Genomic DNA, 15,547 nt, shown 5'->3' on the forward strand with positions numbered 1-15,547 from the left:
TCATGACGATGCGAATTCTGGTGGCGCTGGACGGTTCGGAACCCTCCTTGAAAGCCATCGACTACGTGCTGCGGCTGCATGCCGCCGTGAGTGATCTGGAGATTCACCTGCTCAACGTGCAGATTCCGCTCGAATCCGGCCACGTGCGGATGTTCGTCAGCCACGACGACCTGCAGGAGTATTACCGCGAGCAGGGCCAGGCGGCGCTCAAAGAAGGCCGGGAGCGGCTGGAGCAGGCCGGCGTGCCTTGTTCCGTTCATGTCGCGGTGGGCCACAGCGCGGAGACCATCGCCCACTTCGCGCGCGAGCGCGGCTCCGACACGATCGTGATGGGCTCGCACGGGCATACCGGGCTCGGCCATCTGCTGCTCGGCTCGGTGACATCGGAAGTGATCCGGCTGACCGACGTCCCGGTGACCGTCGTGAAGTAAGGGCGGCGGATGCCTTTAAGTTAAAGGCAAGTATTTCCACTCCTCCCTTGAGGGCTCGGACCCCACGTCTGTTGGGGCGGGCCCTTTTTTTTTCTGGACCGACCAAACATCGACTCCAGTTGCTTAAGCCGAGCTGCGGCATTCAGCCTTTCTGCTGGCGATAGGCCACCACCGCCTGCACCAGGTCGGCGATCGAGCGCGCGCCCATCTTGTCCATCATCTTGCCGCGGTGCGCTTCCACCGTCTTGATGCTGATGCCCAGATCGTCGGCGATCACCTTGTTCATCTTGCCCTCGACCACCTTTTCCAGCACCTCGCGCTCGCGCACCGTGAGCGAATCGAGCCGCTCGGCCATCTGGTCGAGGCTGGCCTGGCTGTCGAGCTTCTGGCGGCAGGCCGCCAGCGCACTGTCCACGGCGTCGAGCAGGGCCTGCTGGTTGAACGGCTTTTCCAGGAAGTCGTGCGCGCCGCGCTTGACCGCCTGCACCGCCATCGGTACGTCGCCGTGGCCGGTGATGAAGATGACCGGCCACGGGTTGCCGCGCCGTCCCAGTTCTTCGAACAGCTCCAGCCCGCTCATGCCGGGCATGCGGATGTCGACGATCAGGCAGCCGACGCCGGCCGGCACCACCTGGCCCAGGAAGTCTTCGGCGCTGCCGTGGCAGTGCACCGGGTAGTCGTGGCTTTCCAGCAGCCAGACCAGCGAGTCGCGGAACGGTTCGTCGTCGTCGACGATGTGGATGGGGGCGTGCGTGTTCGTGTTCATGCTTCGGTCACCGGCAGGGTCAGGCGGAAAATACTACCACCGTCCGGGTTGTCTTCCACCCAGAGTTGACCCTGATGGAATTCGATGATGGTACGGCAGATGTTGAGTCCCATGCCCATGCCTTCCTTCTTGGTGGTGAAGAAGGCGTCGAACAGCCGCCCCTTCAGGTCCGCCGGCACGCCGTGGCCACGGTCGGCGATGGCCACTTCGACCCGGCGCGGGTTCAATACGTAGGCGCTGACGGTGAGCTGGCGCCGGGCCGGCTCGGTGTCCTGCATCGCCTCGATGCCGTTCTTGATCAGGTTGAGCAGCACCTGCTCGATCAGAATCGGGTCGACGCACACCTCGGGCAGGCGCGGCGGCAGCTGCAGCACGATGCTGGCGGCGTAGCGGCGCGCCTCGATGTCGGCGATGGCGAGCGTAGCCTCGACGATGTCCGAGAGCTGGCAGGGCTTGCGGTCGGGCTCGCTCTGCTTCACGAACTCGCGCACGCGCCGCACGATCTTGCCGGCGCGCTCGGCCTGGGCGGTGATCTTTTCCATCACCGGCAGCAGCGACTCGGCGCTGGCGCGGCCCTGACGCAGGCGCTCGATGCAGCCGGCCTGGTAGTTGGCGATGGCCGACAGAGGCTGGTTCAGCTCGTGCGCCAGCGTCGAGGCCATCTCGCCCATGGTGACCAGGCGCGAGGTGGCCTGCAGTTTCTCCATCTGCTGCTCGTAGCGCTGCTCGGCCTCGTGCTGCTGGGTGATGTCGGTGAGGATCACCATCAGCGTGGCGCGGCCGTCCACCCAGCGCACCCGGCGGCGGCGCGCCGAGAGCCAGCGCGGCGGATCGGCCAGTTGCAACTGCAGGTCTAGCTCGGGACGCTCCACGTCGCGCATCAGGAAGGCCAGCCGCAGGTCGCAGCAGCCGCCGTCTTCCTGCCCCAGCGTGTTGTCGGGGTCGAACCACTGGCGGTAGCGCTGGTTGCAGAACAGCAGTTCGTGGCTGTCCGGGTCGACCACCGCCACCGCCGCGTCCAGCCCTTCGATCACCGTCACGAAACGCTCGTGCGAGGCCTCCAGCCGCTGCTGGGCTTCCTGACGCTCGGTGATGTCGGTCATCGCCGTCATCCAGCCGGTATGCCGACCGTCGTGGTCGATCAGCGGCGAGATCAGCAGGTAGACATGGATTTCCTTGCCGTCCTTGCGCCGGATCAGTGATTCGAGGCCTTCCTTCGGGGCATCGCCGGCCAGCGCCGCCGCCATGTGGCGCTGGTGCAGTTCGGCCGCCTCGCCCGAGCGCCAGTAAGGGTAGGGCGGCAGCTGCCCCAGCAATTCCTGTTCGCTGAAGCCGGTGATATCGCAGAACGCCGGGTTGACGTAGGTGATGCGGCCTTCCAGGTCAATGGCGCGCAGCCCCACCACCAACGAATCCTCCATCGCCTTGCGGAAGGTGGATTCGTGCCATAGCGCCTCTTCCGCCATCTTCTTGGCGGTGATATCGCGCCCCGAGACGTAGACCACGCCGCTGTCCGGCAGCGGGCTCAGCGCCCAGACGATCCAGCGCGTCTCGCCGGAGCGGGTCAGCAGCCGGGTCTCGACGTAGCGATGGCTCTGGTCGTGGTGGAGCATGCCGCTGAAGCCTTCCTGCAGCGTGTCGCGCTCGGCCGGGTGCAGATAGCTCAGGAAGGAGGTGCCGACCAGTTCCTGCTGCGTGTAGCCGAGCACGGTCTCGAATGCCGGATTGACTTCCAGCAGCGTGCCGTCCTGGCCGATGACGCCCAGCAGCTCCTGCGACAGCCGGTAGACCCGGTCACGTTCTTCTTCGGCACTGATGCGGCGGCGGATGTGGCGGTTGAGGCTGAGCAGGCTGAGCAGCGTCAGCACGGTGAGGCCGGCGATCAGGCCGAACTGCAGCACCCGGCTCGGGCTGCTCGCGCCCTTGACCGGCCGGGCGATGATGGCGAGCCCGGTCCCGGGCAGCGGCAGTTTCTCGGACAGCTTGCCGCTGAGCCGTTTCTGGGCGTTGCGGCCGATTTCCCTCCCGTCGGTGTCGATCAGCTCCAACTGGTATTTCTCGGAGAACCACGACGGTGGCAGTCGGCGGATCAGGGTGTTGGCGCTGAACACGGCGATCATGGTGCCGACGAACTGGCCGTTGCGCAGCACCGGCACTTGCAGTTCGAGCCGCCATTGGCCGTCCGCGCTCTGGTAGGGGCGGCTGTAGACCGGCCGGCTCTCGATGCGCGCCTTGACGAAGGCGTCGGCGCTGGCGCCGGAGAGGCCATCGCCCAGCGTCAGCGGGCCTTCCTCGTAGGGGGCGATCCAGCGCAGGATCATGCCGGTGTCGGCGCGCACCACAGCCAAGAGCTCCGGGGTGTTGCCGAGGAATTGCGCCGCCTGGATCTGGAAGCCGCTTTCGTCGAGATCGCCCCGTCCCGCTTCGCGCGCCAGCTCGGTGAGCTGGTTGAGATTGTCTTCCAGGTGCAGTTGCAGCGTCTGCTCGGCCCACAGTGCGTCGCGCGCCAGCGCGGTGCGTAGCTGCTCGGCCTCGCGTGAGTCCAGCGCCCACAGCATCACCGCCATGGTCAGGAAGAACAGCACGATGCTGGCGTTGGGGAACAGCCGGTACCAGGTGGGGCGCTGGCGTTGGGCGTAAGTGTGGTAGCGACGCATGCGTAAGGTGTCCCGGCGAGACGGTCCTGTACAGCCGGCGCGAGGGCCGGCAACGAAACGCCAGTGTAGGTCAAGCCAGGCCCGAAGATAAGTCGGGTTAGCCCGAACCGGAGCGGGCTTGTTGATTGGCCGGCGGGCCGTTAAGCTTGCGCTCCGGAGAAAAGAGACAATGAAAACAATTATTTTGAAGTGCTCACTGGTGCTGGCCGGCCTGCTGTGGGCAACGCTGGCCGTCGCCGTCGAGCCGATTCGCATCGGCGTGCCGGGGGCCTTCACCGGCGGCTCGTCACCGATGGGCTTGAGCATGCGCAACGGCATCCGTCTGGCGGCACAGGAGATCAACGCCGCCGGCGGCGTGCTGGGGCGACCGCTGCAACTGGTCGAGCGCGACGATGGCGGCAACCCGCTGCGCGGCCGCCGCGTCAACGGCGAGCTGATCGGAGAGGGTGTGGTGGCCACGGTGGGTCTCGTCAATACCGCGGTCGCCGAGGCGGTGGTCGGGCTATACCAGGAGGCACGCGTGCCGCTGGTGATCGCGGTGGCCACGGCGGCCGGGCTGACCCGGCCCGCGCGCAACGGCTACGTGTTCCGCGTCGCGCTGTCCGACACGGTGCAGGCGCGGCTGATCGCGCGCGAGGCGGTGGAGCGCGCCGGCTACCGGCGCATCGCCATCTTTGCCGACACCACCCGTTACGGTGAGCAGGGGGTGATGGAGCTGACCGCGGCGCTGGCGCGCTACGGGGTGCGGCCGGTGGTGGTGGAGCGCTTCGATCTGCGTGCGCGCGACATGGAGCAGCCGCTGCGCGCGGCGGCGAGGCAGGGCGCCGAAGTCATCCTGACCTACGCCATCGGGCCGGAGCTGGTGGAAATCGCCAACGGCATGGCGCGGATGGATTGGCAGGTGCCGCTGATAGGCAGCTGGACGCTGTCGATGTCCAATTTCATCGACAATGCCGGTCCCAACGCCGACGGCACGCGCATGGTGCAGACTTTCATTCCGGATGGCGCCAGCGGCCGGCGCAAGGCCTTCATCGATGCCTACCTGGCGCTGAGCCGTGGCCGGCGCATCGCGTCACCGCCTTCGGCGGCGCAGGGCTACGACGCCATGCTGCTGTTGGCGGCGGCGATCCGCCAGGCCGGCACAACCGACCGGGCGGCGATCCGTCAGGCACTGGAGCATCTGCGCCAGCCGGTCGACGGTGTGATCACGCGCTATCGCCGCCCGTTCAGCCCGGACAACCACGAGGCCATCGATGAAACGGTGCCGGTGATCGGCAAGGTGGCGGGAGGTGAGGTGGTGCACGCCTACCGCGAGGAGAGGCTGAGGGGGGCGAAGTAGTGGGGGCAAGGCGGTTCTGGCGTTAAGGCCTGGCCGCGTGAGGGGAGGCGGTCCCGGTCATGGGGGCGCGGCGCATGGTAAAAATCACCGCCTGCCCTGCGCCGAGCCTGGGGCGAACGGTGATTTCAGCTTGGCCGGCCGGCGGGTTGGCCGCGGCGCGAGGTCAGCGCGGCGCGCCCTGATTCTTGAGATAGCTTTCCAGCGCGTGGCCGGCCGACAGGATGTGGACGCGGATGAACTCGGCAGCCTCCTCGGCGGCACCTTCCCGGCACAGTTCCAGCAGCTTGGTGTGCTCCTCGTGCGCGCGTTCCATGGTCTGGGTGAACAGGATCTGCATGCGCGTGTAGCGGTCGGTCTTGTTGTGCAGCTGTTCGATCAGCGCCAGCGTATTGGGGCGCTTGGCGGCGCGGTAGAGTGCCAAGTGGAAGCGCGAGTTCAGTTCGCCCCAGTGGCGGATGTCGTTGGTCTGCAGTGCAATCTCGAACTGCTTCAGCGTGTCGGCGGCCATGGCCAGGTCGGCCTTGGTCTGGCGCGGAATGGCGGCACGCAGCAGCGAGCTTTCCAGCATGGCGCGGATTTCCAGCAGCTCCAGCACGTCGTCCAGCGACAGTTTGGATACCAACGCGCCCTTGTGGTCGATGATCTGGATCAGGCCTTCGGCCTCGAGCTGGCGCAGTGCCTCGCGCACGGGGACCCGGCTCACACCGTATTCATTGGAAAGCGCTTCCTGGCGCAATTGCTGGCCGTCGGCAAACTCGCCGGACAGGATGCGTTGGCGCAGGGATTCGGTTACGGCACTCGTCAGCGTCTGGCGCTTGATCGGCTGCAGGGTGGTCATGGGCGGAAGCTCTGTCAGTCAATCGGATACATACAAATGTATTCAATTATTACGGAGCGCTGCAGGGTAGACAAGCGAAACCGCAGCCGGCGAGGGCTGCGGCGCAACAAAAAACCGGCCAGCTGGCCGGTTTTTGCAAAACTGGGGTGGATGATGGGACTCGAACCCACGACAACCGGAATCACAATCCGGGACTCTACCAACTGAGCTACATCCACCGCCGAAGACGGTGAGAACGAAGCGATCGCTCCATTCATGAATTTTATGGGGTGGATGATGGGACTCGAACCCACGACAACCGGAATCACAATCCGGGACTCTACCAACTGAGCTACATCCACCGCTGTCATACTGCAGATACTACTGGCGCGCCCGACAGGACTCGAACCTGTAACCCCCGGCTTAGAAGGCCGGTGCTCTATCCGGTTGAGCTACGGGCGCATCCTGCACCGAGTGCGCGGAGTTTCTGGTCGGGGTGGAGGGATTCGAACTCTCGACCCCCTGATCCCAAATCAGGTGCGCTACCAGGCTGCGCTACACCCCGACGACAGAGAGCGCAACTATACGGATCGGTCATATCACTGTCAATACCCGTTGAGCTAAGGGGGTGAAAAATGAGAAAATGGCGTTTTTGCTTGGTTTGGTTTCGGGATACAGCATGACGGCACAACTCATTGATGGCAAAGCGGTAGCGGAAAAATTGATCGGGCGCGTACGCGAAGGCGTGGAAGCTCGCCTCGCGGCGGGCAAGCGTGCTCCGGCGCTGGCCGTCATCCTGGTCGGAGACGATCCGGCTTCCAGCGTGTACGTCGGCAACAAGAAGCGTTCGTGCGAGAAGGCCGGCATCCGCTCGGTGGCCTACGACCTGCCCGCGTCCACCTCGCAGGAAGAACTGCTGGGGATCATCGATCAGCTCAACGCCGACGCCGACATCGACGGCATCCTGGTGCAATTGCCGCTGCCCAAGCAGATCGACCCGCAATCGGTGATCGAACGCATCAATCCGAAGAAGGACGTGGACGGTTTCCACCCCTACAACATGGGCCGCCTGGCGGTGAAGATGCCGCTGCTGCGTCCGTGCACCCCGCGCGGCGTGATGACCCTCTTGGAAGAGTACGGCATCGACCCGAAGGGCAAGAAGGTGGTGATCGTCGGCGCCTCCAACATCGTCGGCCGCCCGCAGGCGCTGGAAATGCTGCTGGCGCGCGCCACCGTGACGGTGTGCCACAGCGCCACCACCGACCTGCCCAAGGAAGTGTCCGAGGCCGACATCGTGGTGGCCGCGGTGGGCATCCCCAACTTCATCAAGGGCGAGTGGGTCAAGCCGGGCGCGGTGGTGATCGACGTGGGCATCAACCGTCTCGACAGCGGCAAGCTGTGCGGCGACGTGGAATTCGCCACCGCCCGCGAGCGCGCGGCCTTCATCACCCCGGTGCCGGGCGGCGTCGGCCCGATGACCGTGGCCACGCTGCTGCAGAACACGCTGGATTCGGCCAACCTGAACGCCTGATTCCAAACAGCATTAGGAACGAGAACGCGAAGGCAAGTGAGCGGGGCCGCAGACAGTACAAGTAGTACGGCAAGGGCTCGCTGAGCGAATCTCTGCGTGCCAATCTTCGATTGGCCCAGCGATAGATTCGCACGCAGTCCGCGCAACGCCGCCGACAAAGTTATCGTTTCTAAGGCGAATTGGAATGACCGGTTTCGTCCCTCGGAGGGTACATGAGTCATAACAAGAACTCGGCCACGCTGCTGATCAGCTGCCCGGACAAGAAGGGGCTGGTGGCAGCCATCGCCAACTTCCTGATGACCTACAACGCCAACATCATGCATGCCGACCAGCATCAGGATGTCAGCGAAAACCTGTTCCTGATGCGCATCGAGTGGGACCTGAACGGCTTCACGCTGCCGATGGAAAGCTTCGCCGCGGCGTTCCAGCCGATCGCCGACAAGCACGGCATGACCTGGCGCGTGTCGCTGTCGAGCCGCAAGCCGCGCATGGCGATCTTCGTCTCGAAGTACGAGCACTGCCTAGTCGACCTGCTGCACCGCTGGCGCATCGGCGAGCTCAACTGCGACATCCCGCTGATCATCTCCAACCACGAGGACTGCCGGCGCATCGCCGAGTTCAACGGCATCCCCTACCACGTAGTGGCGGTGACGCAGGGCAACAAGGCAGAGGCCGAGGCCGAGCAGTGGCGCCTGCTGGACGAGGCCGGCGTGGACGTGATCGTGCTGGCGCGCTACATGCAGGTGCTGTCGCACAAGTTCGTCGAGCGCTTCCCGAACCGTGTGATTAATATCCACCACAGCTTCCTGCCGGCGTTCGACGGCGCCAAGCCCTACCACCGCGCCTTCGCGCGCGGCGTGAAGCTGATCGGCGCCACCAGCCACTACGTCACCGAGGTGCTGGACGACGGCCCGATCATCGAGCAGGAGGTCACCCGTATCTCGCACCGCGACGACGTGGAAGACCTGGTGCAGAAGGGGCGCGACCTGGAAAAGGTGGTGCTGTCGCGCGCGGTGCGCTGGCACCTCGACGATCGCGTGCTGTCCTACAGCAACAAGACCGTGGTATTCGACTGAGCCATGCGTATCCTGTTTGACGATGCCCTCGACCTGGTGCGCTTCCGCGTGAGGCCGCTGCAGCACTACCAGTATGCGTTCTGGCAGCCGGCGCTGCTATTGACCGCGCTCGGCATCATCGCCAGCGCCGGGGCCGAGGGGCTGGGCGACAACGTCGAGGGGCGTGTCGCGTTCTTCCTGCTGTTCACCTGGCTCGAGACCTTGCTGTTCACCCAGTTCATGGGGCTGTGGCTGCGCCTGGGCAAGTGGAAGCCCAGCGGCTCGCTGTTCGGGCTGGTGGTCGCCGCCAACGGGATACAGATTCTCGAGCCGCTGACCAGCTGGCTGCCGGACGACGCCGCGCTGGCCGGTGCCTTTGTGCTGTCGGTGTTTACCATCCTGGTGCTGGTGCACTCGCTGGCGACGGTGTCGGGGGTGTCGCGCGGGCGGATTCTGCTCGGCGTGCTGCTGTTCTCGCCGCTGGCGATGGTATTGATGGGGTCGACGCTATCGCTGGCGGCCTCGCTCGACTGGGTGCAGGTGCCGGAGGAACTGGGCATCGAATTGCACCAGTCGGAGCCGGCTCAGGGGGCTTCCGACGGCGGCGACGCCAGCGCGATCTGAATCGCTGCGGCCAGACTGTCCCGTTCCAACGGCGCGTTCACCATGGAGTGAAACGCGCCGTTGTCGTATAAGGCCAGCGCCGGCAGGTGGAACAGTTCGAACTCGTGCGCCAGCGCGCTGCTGACGGCGATGTCGACGTAGCAAAGCTGGCGGATCGGCGGCGGGAGCAGCCGTGGCAAGCGGGCGAGCCACAACCGGCAGGCGCCGCAATGCGGCTGGCTGAACAGCACCAGCGTGGCGCCGGGCAGGGTGGGTAGGACGTGGTGGAAACGGAACTCGTCCAGTTCCAGCCAGGGCAGGGTGGCGTGGTTCATTCCACCTTGGCGATGTAGCGCGCCAGCCCGAGAAAGGCGCGCAGCGCTTCGCCCTTGGGCGAGGTGTCGCTGCGCACGCGCGCGTAGCGGCGCAGGATGGCGCGCGCATCGTGCAGCAGGTCGAGTTCGCTGTCCGGCGAGGTCACCAGCGCGATGCGCTCGACCTCGCCTTGTGGCTTGGCCTGGCCCTGGGCGATCGCCAGGTAGACCTTGTGCGCGGCGTGCGGCGTGATGTGGTCGAACAGGTACAGCATCGAGTTGATGCGCAGCCCGGTTTCCTCGCGCACCTCGCGGATCAGCGCCTGCGAGCGCAGCTCGCCGCGGTTGGCCTTGCCGCCCGGCAGTTGGTAGCGCCCCCCGCGCGTCGCCGCCACCAGCACGCCGTCCGGCATTTCGATGATCGCCGTGGCACGCCGGGCCAGGGTCGGCGACAACCGCTGATCGGGCCGCGGCTCCGGTTTTCTTGCATCCAATATCGTCATCGCTCGTGATTCTGTGGTTATCTCGGGGCCGCTCGCCGGCGGCCTTGTGATGGTCCGCATCCCATCCCCGCTCAGCGGCGGCCTCCGCCCTTGCCCTGCTTGCCTGGGCGCGTCGGACGCGCAACTGGGGCGGCGGGTTTGGCGGTTTCGTCCCGCTCGGCGTCGCTGCTGTCCTGCTCTATCTGCTTGCGGATGGCGGCAAAGAAGCGGTAGATCGACCCAACCGCGGGCGAAATGCCGGCCAGCCATTCTTCGCGCTGCCCGGCGTCGGCGCTGTCGACGTAGGGACGCATGTCCGGATCGGGGTGGTGTTCGAACGCCAGCGCCATGATCGGCACCAGCGCCTCGGCCTGTTCCTCATTCTCGAACAGCAGGCCCCAGTCCTCGTTCATCAGCTCCATGCCGGTGGTGAAACCCTGCGCCCAGTCGTTGCCGTGCACCACGCCGTGTTCGTCGGGCTCCAGCCAGGGGTGAAACTCCCGCCCTGAGTGCAGCGTGTCGGCGATGTCGAGCCAGTGCCCCATCAGCAGCGCGACGAACTGCTCCAGCGCCTTGGGCGAGCTGAAGGCCGCTTCGTCGTCGAAGGCGTCGCCCAGGATCAGCGGCAGCACTTCGCTGGGCTTGATCGGTTCGGGGCCGCACAGCAAGGCGGCGAAGAAACCGTCCAGTTGCTCCAGGCTCATGCACTGCTGGTCGCGGAAGCGGGCCAGCGTCGCGCCCAGGCGCTGGTAGTCGCTGTCGGTGAGGGGTTTGTGGCTCATGGTGGTCGGCGTGAGAGTGAGCAGAGGGGGCTATTATCGGTCAAATAGTGGTACTGCCGACAGATTTATGTGCTGAAAAAAATGGCAGGCCGAGCAGTTTTAAGGTTTGCCGCATAGCAATGTGACAAGCTTGGCCGTTTCAGCCCATCTTTAATGATTTGTCTTTGCTGGCTGATAACCGGCCTGGGGCCTGTCTGTTGATAAGTCAGGGGGTGGATTGGCCTATGATTGAGATACCGGCGACCAATCGCTGTCGCTCTGTGTTTTCTGGCATTCGGCACGAAATACCGTTAAGAAGTGGGTGCCAAATTGAAATGAATAATGAATAAGGAGCAAGGGGCGAAGGGAGGGCGCCATCTTGCCATCGAGTTCTCACACCGTAAAACCGGGCATTGTTCAAGCGCTGATGTCAGCCATGGCTTTGTTGTATGCAACAACAGGTTTTGCCGAGCCTGTCTCTGGCAAGGAGGACGCTTCCTCTTCTGTCGCGATCCCCCGCTTTTCTGACTCTCCGATGATCGAAATCCGTCCTGCTCATGCTGAGGTTAGCGGGGTGGACTTCGATATTGCTGTTGGCACCCAGGCAGAAATCGAGACTCGAACGACCAGTTCCTGGACGTTTGTCGGTGCTGGGGTGATCTCCGTCCCCATGTCAGCGATCAATCCGGTGTATGGCCTGGGAGTGCTTTATCCATTCATCGGTCCACCCATGAACGCCGTATTCAATGCCAGACAAAAGATGCTGATACGCATCTTCTCGGAAGAGCCTCTGCCTGAGCGCTTGCTATCAGCCATCCGCGCACAACTGCCTTCTCGCCGTATCGAATCCCCTCTCAGCCTCAAGGCACGGATTACCCGCTTCGGGCTGGTCACCAGGGCCGCGACCCCGGCAGCGGTTTTCAAGTCCGGTACGGAGATGTGCCTAGTGACTCGGGTGCAATTTGCCGTGCTACGTTCAGGGCGGGAACGGCATCGGGAAACCCTGGAATTGGATGTTGCCAAGAGCAGTGTGGATGCCCCGCCGCCAGTGTGTGCTTCATTTGCTCAGTTTGCCAAGGATGACGGAGTGTATCTGCGCTATTCTATTCATGAAATGGCAGAAATCTTGGCCGCCATGCTGCTCAGCCGTTTGGAAGAGGTTGGGCCATGATTGTGCCGGGGCGGATGCTGCTTGTTGTGGCGGGATGGCTGCTGGCGGCTTGTTCCGCGTGGGAGAGCAAGCAGCCCGTCAGCCCAGTCAGCTACCAATCCGCACGGGAGGGCATTCCCCGCACCGTTGGCAGGCTACGTCGTCTTGCACCTATCCCCATCGTCCAGCAGCCCGCCAAAATTTGCCTCTATGGCAATGACGAGATCGCGATCGATTACGACAACGGTTTTTTCCAGCTGGTGGCGGATTACCTTGCTCAGCGCAAAGGTTATGAGTTGATCCTTCCCGATCCGGATCGTTATCCGGAATGGCTAGTGCCTCCCAGGAACCTGCCATTCCTGCAAGAGATAACTACGTGGTCGGTCAATAGCCAAGTAGAGCAACTGCCCGGTTCTTCCTCTCGGAGGCTGCTTGAGCGGCTACGTACAGGGGAAGTGGCTGATGGGGTGCTGATCTTGCACATTCATAACTCCTGCAGCATGGCTAATGCTACTGAGCGTGCCATGTTTGGCATCATGACCCTGGGGTTCAACGAGCTCTTGACTAATCCCGAGCTGGAAAAACCGTACATAACCTATCGGGTGTCGATATTGGAGGCGGCTTCCGCTCGGCCAGTCTGGCGTATTGCCGTCCGCGAGGACTGGCTAAGAACTCGCCGGCAACTTAAATGGGGAGGGGAGCGTACGGATGAAGAATACCTGTTCGAGGATTTGGAGCCCGCCATTCCCAAGCTACTGACCCGCTGAACTAAGGGGCTTGGGTTGTGCTCGCGTTTGCGGATGTGTAGTGGTGTTTGGCAGAGCGACCTACCCGCAAAGTAAACCCCGGAATCCTCGTGTCCTTGTATTCAACACGAGTATCCGGGGTCTTCAGTCTAGCGATGAAGCTATCGGTAAGATGAATTCGCATGGTTCGCTCTGGGGTACAACTGGGGTCGAGTGATACAAGGAATTCATCTAAAGCTGTTCACATGCCTTACTTGCCCGTGCCGGCCTTCGCCGCGTTGCGCGCGTCGTAGTAGTCCTTGTTGGCGAGGTAGTGCTGGCGGCGCGCTTCCTTCTTGGCGGCGCGTTCGGCTTCTTCCTCGGCCTTTTTCCGGGCGGCTTCGGCTTCGCGGGATTTCTTCGCCGCCTTGGCGGCTTCGCGGGCGGCGGCTTCGGCCGCTTCCATCTCGTCCATTTCCTTCTTGGACTTGCATGGGCCGGTCTTCTCGAACCAGGCAACCGATTCCACGTGGGCGGTGTGCGGGAACATGTTGATGATGCCGGCCGCCTTCAGCGTGTAGCCCTTGGTGTGCACCAGCACGCCGGCGTCGCGCGCCAGCGTGGCCGGGTTACAGGAGACGTAGACGATGCGCTGCGGCGCGGTTTCGTCGGTGAGGGCCTTCAAGAGCTGCACGGCGCCGTCGCGCGGCGGGTCGACCAGCATCTTGTCGAACTTGCCCAGTGCGGCGAAGCTCTCCTCGGTGACTTCGAACAGGTTGGCCATTTCGTAGCTGACCTTGTGCTCGAGGCTGTTGTGGCGGGCGTTCTCGACGGCGCGCTTGACCAGCGCCTCGCTGCCTTCCATGCCGTGCACGTCGGCGCCGGAGCGGGCGATCGGCAGCGTGAAGTTGCCGATGCCGCAGAACATGTCGGCGATGCGCTCGCCCGGCTGCGGGTCGAGCAGCTTGAGCGCGCGCGTCACCATGACGTTGTTGATCTCGGGGTTCACCTGGGTGAACTCGGTCGGGTAGTACGGCATTTCGACATTGAAGTCGCGCAGCGTATAGGTGAGCTTGGGGGCGTCGAGAGGGTAGATCGGGTAGCAGCTGTCCGGTCCCTTGGGCTGCAGCCAGATCTGCAGCGGGCGGCCCGGCTGCGAGTGAGTGTCGGAGAAGCGGCGCAGGATCGCCTCGTCGGCGACGCTGATGGCGTCCATGTTGCGGAACACCAGGATGTCGACCTTCTCGCCGACCGCCACTTCCACCTGCGGCATGCGGTCCTTGATCGACAGCGTGAGGATCATTTCGCGCAGCGGCATGATCAGCGCCGAGATGTGCGGCGGCAGGATGTGGCACTCGGTCATCTCGGCGATGTAGCTCGAGCGCTTTTCGTGGAAGCCGACCAGCACACCGCCCTTCTTCTCGACCAGGCGCGCGGACAGGCGGGCGCGGTGGCGGTAGCCCCAGGCCGGGCCGGCGATCGGGGTCAGCATGCGCTCGGCGCTGACCTTGCCGATGTGCTTGAGGTTGTCTTCCAGCACGCGCTGCTTGATGGCGACCTGGGCGGAGAACTCGACGTGCTGCATCGAACAGCCGCCGCATACGCCGAAGTGCGGGCAGCGCGGCGTGGCGCGCATGAAGCTTTCCTTCAGCACCGCGCTGGTGTCGGCGTTCTCGTAGCTGGGTTTCTTGCGATAGGAGCTGTAGCTGACTGTTTCATAAGGCAGCGCCCCATCGATGAAGATCGTCTTGCCCTCCACGTGGGCGACGCCGCGCCCTTCGTAGTCGAGCGATTCGACCAGGGCGACTGGGTGGGATTGATTCATCGTTTTCCGTGTCAAATCAAAACGGTAAAACCGTAATTTTCGCAAAATACGCCGTCGCGCGCAGGGTTTTTTGCTAGGGGTGCGTGGCGAGGTTTCTGCTAAAATGGCGCGACCAGTTTATTGACGGAACGGAATGGTATGGTAGGTGCAACAGGGAAGCTCGTCGTCGCTAGTGCTATGCTGGGCGCCGTGGCGCTGGCGCAAGGGGCGCCGGTGCCGGCGCCGGACGTGCTGATCAACGGCAGCGGGCTGCACGTGGTGATCAACCTGCCGCAGACCCGGCTGTTCCTGTACCGCGACGGCACGCTGCTCAAGTCCTATCCGGTGGCGGTGGGCAAGATGCTGACCCAGACCCCGACCGGCACCTACGCCGTGACCGGCATTTACCCCAATCCCGTCTGGTATGTGCCGAAGTCGATCCAGGAAGAAATGAAGCAGCAGGGCAAGCCGGTGCAGACCTCGGTGCCGCCGGGGCCGGACAATCCGCTCGGCAACGCCTTCGTACGCTTCGGCGAGGCGCGCCTGGGCCTGGGCATGCACGGCACCAACGCGCCGGCCAGTGTGCCGGGCTTCCGCAGCCATGGCTGCGTGCGGCTGAAGAACGAGGACATCGACGAGCTGGCCAGCACGGTGGCCCCCGGCGCGGCGGTGACGGTGGCGTATCAGACCGTGCTGCTGAACGAGGACGCGGCCGGGGAGCTGTGGCTGACCGCGCTGAAGAACCCCTACAAGCTCGATGATCCCTCGTTCGAGCACCTGGCGCAGGTGCTGTTGACCTGGCAGGCCAATCGCCGGGTGGCGGTGCACGGCAAGCGGGTGGACCTGGCGCTGAAGGAGCGCAACGGCAAGCCGGTGTGTCTGAGCTGCAAGTCGGTCGACAAGGCGCGCATCAGCGGCGAGCTGTCGGCCCTGCGCTGGCTGAGCGGCGACGACAAGGTGCCCGAGCTGACGCCGGTCGAAGCCGTCCCGGCAGTACCGGCGGCGCAGCCGGAAACGGTCAACAAGCTGGAGCATCATCCGGTCAAAAAGCCAGCGAAGGTGTGACACCGGCGTGAATTCGGAAACAGGCCGCAGCCAGCGAGGCTGCGGCT

General features: G+C 64.2%; 15 protein-coding genes and 4 tRNA genes. 8 read left to right on the forward strand and 11 right to left on the reverse strand.

Annotated elements, in window-relative coordinates; all coding sequences use genetic code 11:
- Nucleotides 1-2: 2 nt before the first annotated feature.
- Nucleotides 3-431: a universal stress protein gene (locus PSEMAI1_RS0104980; protein ID WP_024301804.1), complete on the forward strand. Its 429-nt coding sequence runs from the start codon at nucleotides 3-5 to the stop codon at nucleotides 429-431.
- Between the two features lie 142 nt (nucleotides 432-573).
- On the opposite strand, the gene PSEMAI1_RS0104985 is transcribed toward PSEMAI1_RS0104980, so the two are convergent.
- Together PSEMAI1_RS0104985 and PSEMAI1_RS0104990 are read right to left on the reverse strand one after the other, a co-directional pair.
- Complete coding sequence (locus PSEMAI1_RS0104985; RefSeq protein ID WP_024301805.1) at nucleotides 574-1,197, reverse strand: response regulator transcription factor; 624 nt, start codon at nucleotides 1,195-1,197, stop codon at nucleotides 574-576.
- Nucleotides 1,194-3,854 (reverse strand): PAS domain S-box protein, encoded by a 2,661-nt coding sequence (locus PSEMAI1_RS0104990; protein WP_024301806.1) that lies wholly within the window; start codon nucleotides 3,852-3,854, stop codon nucleotides 1,194-1,196. The genes PSEMAI1_RS0104985 and PSEMAI1_RS0104990 overlap by 4 nt, the downstream gene beginning before the upstream one ends.
- Nucleotides 3,855-4,023: 169 nt before the next feature.
- Between PSEMAI1_RS0104990 and PSEMAI1_RS0104995 the strand changes: the two genes are divergently transcribed.
- Nucleotides 4,024-5,193, forward strand: coding sequence for an ABC transporter substrate-binding protein (locus PSEMAI1_RS0104995; RefSeq protein WP_024301807.1), 1,170 nt, complete (start codon nucleotides 4,024-4,026; stop codon nucleotides 5,191-5,193).
- 163 nt (nucleotides 5,194-5,356) lie between these two features.
- Here the strand turns inward: PSEMAI1_RS0104995 and PSEMAI1_RS0105000 are convergent, their stop codons facing one another.
- The 5 genes from PSEMAI1_RS0105000 to PSEMAI1_RS0105020 form a co-directional block, all read right to left on the reverse strand.
- Nucleotides 5,357-6,031 (reverse strand): GntR family transcriptional regulator, encoded by a 675-nt coding sequence (locus tag PSEMAI1_RS0105000; RefSeq protein WP_024301808.1) that lies wholly within the window; start codon nucleotides 6,029-6,031, stop codon nucleotides 5,357-5,359.
- Between the two features lie 142 nt (nucleotides 6,032-6,173).
- Nucleotides 6,174-6,249 (reverse strand) — tRNA-His (locus PSEMAI1_RS0105005).
- Nucleotides 6,250-6,296: 47 nt separating this feature from the next.
- Nucleotides 6,297-6,372 (reverse strand) — tRNA-His (locus PSEMAI1_RS0105010).
- A gap of 23 nt (nucleotides 6,373-6,395) precedes the next feature.
- Nucleotides 6,396-6,472 (reverse strand) — tRNA-Arg (locus PSEMAI1_RS0105015).
- A gap of 26 nt (nucleotides 6,473-6,498) precedes the next feature.
- Nucleotides 6,499-6,575 (reverse strand) — tRNA-Pro (locus PSEMAI1_RS0105020).
- 114 nt (nucleotides 6,576-6,689) lie between these two features.
- Here PSEMAI1_RS0105020 and folD point away from each other — a divergent pair.
- From folD to PSEMAI1_RS0105035, 3 genes are all read left to right on the forward strand, one after another.
- Nucleotides 6,690-7,541, forward strand: a complete 852-nt coding sequence (folD, locus tag PSEMAI1_RS0105025; RefSeq protein WP_024301809.1) for a bifunctional methylenetetrahydrofolate dehydrogenase/methenyltetrahydrofolate cyclohydrolase FolD — start codon at nucleotides 6,690-6,692, stop codon at nucleotides 7,539-7,541.
- Nucleotides 7,542-7,753: 212 nt separating this feature from the next.
- The gene (gene purU / locus PSEMAI1_RS0105030) at nucleotides 7,754-8,617 is read left to right on the forward strand and encodes a formyltetrahydrofolate deformylase (RefSeq protein ID WP_024301810.1); all 864 of its coding nucleotides are present in this window, start codon (nucleotides 7,754-7,756) and stop codon (nucleotides 8,615-8,617) included.
- Nucleotides 8,618-8,620: 3 nt separating this feature from the next.
- Entirely contained in the window at nucleotides 8,621-9,220 is a 600-nt protein-coding gene (locus PSEMAI1_RS0105035) for a hypothetical protein (protein WP_024301811.1), read from the forward strand.
- Here PSEMAI1_RS0105035 and PSEMAI1_RS0105040 read toward each other — a convergent pair.
- The 3 genes from PSEMAI1_RS0105040 to PSEMAI1_RS0105050 all read right to left on the reverse strand — a co-directional run bounded on the left by PSEMAI1_RS0105040 (nucleotide 9,181) and on the right by PSEMAI1_RS0105050 (nucleotide 10,777).
- The gene (locus tag PSEMAI1_RS0105040; protein ID WP_024301812.1) at nucleotides 9,181-9,534 is read right to left on the reverse strand and encodes a thioredoxin domain-containing protein; all 354 of its coding nucleotides are present in this window, start codon (nucleotides 9,532-9,534) and stop codon (nucleotides 9,181-9,183) included. The genes PSEMAI1_RS0105035 and PSEMAI1_RS0105040 overlap by 40 nt on opposite strands.
- Nucleotides 9,531-10,016, reverse strand: a complete 486-nt coding sequence (locus PSEMAI1_RS0105045) for an NUDIX domain-containing protein (RefSeq protein WP_024301813.1) — start codon at nucleotides 10,014-10,016, stop codon at nucleotides 9,531-9,533. The genes PSEMAI1_RS0105040 and PSEMAI1_RS0105045 overlap by 4 nt, the downstream gene beginning before the upstream one ends.
- 71 nt (nucleotides 10,017-10,087) lie before the next feature.
- Nucleotides 10,088-10,777, reverse strand: a complete 690-nt coding sequence (locus PSEMAI1_RS0105050; RefSeq protein WP_024301814.1) for a UPF0149 family protein — start codon at nucleotides 10,775-10,777, stop codon at nucleotides 10,088-10,090.
- A 358-nt stretch (nucleotides 10,778-11,135) separates the two neighbouring features.
- Here PSEMAI1_RS0105050 and PSEMAI1_RS0105055 point away from each other — a divergent pair, with 358 nt between their 5' ends.
- Together PSEMAI1_RS0105055 and PSEMAI1_RS0105060 are read left to right on the forward strand one after the other, a co-directional pair.
- Nucleotides 11,136-11,927, forward strand: coding sequence for a hypothetical protein (locus tag PSEMAI1_RS0105055; protein ID WP_156943087.1), 792 nt, complete (start codon nucleotides 11,136-11,138; stop codon nucleotides 11,925-11,927).
- Complete coding sequence (locus PSEMAI1_RS0105060; protein ID WP_024301816.1) at nucleotides 11,924-12,673, forward strand: hypothetical protein; 750 nt, start codon at nucleotides 11,924-11,926, stop codon at nucleotides 12,671-12,673. The genes PSEMAI1_RS0105055 and PSEMAI1_RS0105060 overlap by 4 nt, the downstream gene beginning before the upstream one ends.
- Nucleotides 12,674-12,902: 229 nt before the next feature.
- On the opposite strand, the gene rlmD is transcribed toward PSEMAI1_RS0105060, so the two are convergent.
- Nucleotides 12,903-14,456: a 23S rRNA (uracil(1939)-C(5))-methyltransferase RlmD gene (gene rlmD / locus PSEMAI1_RS0105065; protein ID WP_024301817.1), complete on the reverse strand. Its 1,554-nt coding sequence runs from the start codon at nucleotides 14,454-14,456 to the stop codon at nucleotides 12,903-12,905.
- A gap of 138 nt (nucleotides 14,457-14,594) precedes the next feature.
- On the opposite strand from rlmD, the gene PSEMAI1_RS0105070 reads away from it, so the two are divergent.
- Nucleotides 14,595-15,500, forward strand: coding sequence for a L,D-transpeptidase (locus PSEMAI1_RS0105070; protein WP_029770504.1), 906 nt, complete (start codon nucleotides 14,595-14,597; stop codon nucleotides 15,498-15,500).
- Nucleotides 15,501-15,547: the final 47 nt, after the last annotated feature.

Source organism: Pseudogulbenkiania sp. MAI-1 (assembly GCF_000527175.1).
Taxonomy (GTDB): Bacteria; Pseudomonadota; Gammaproteobacteria; order Burkholderiales; family Chromobacteriaceae; genus Pseudogulbenkiania.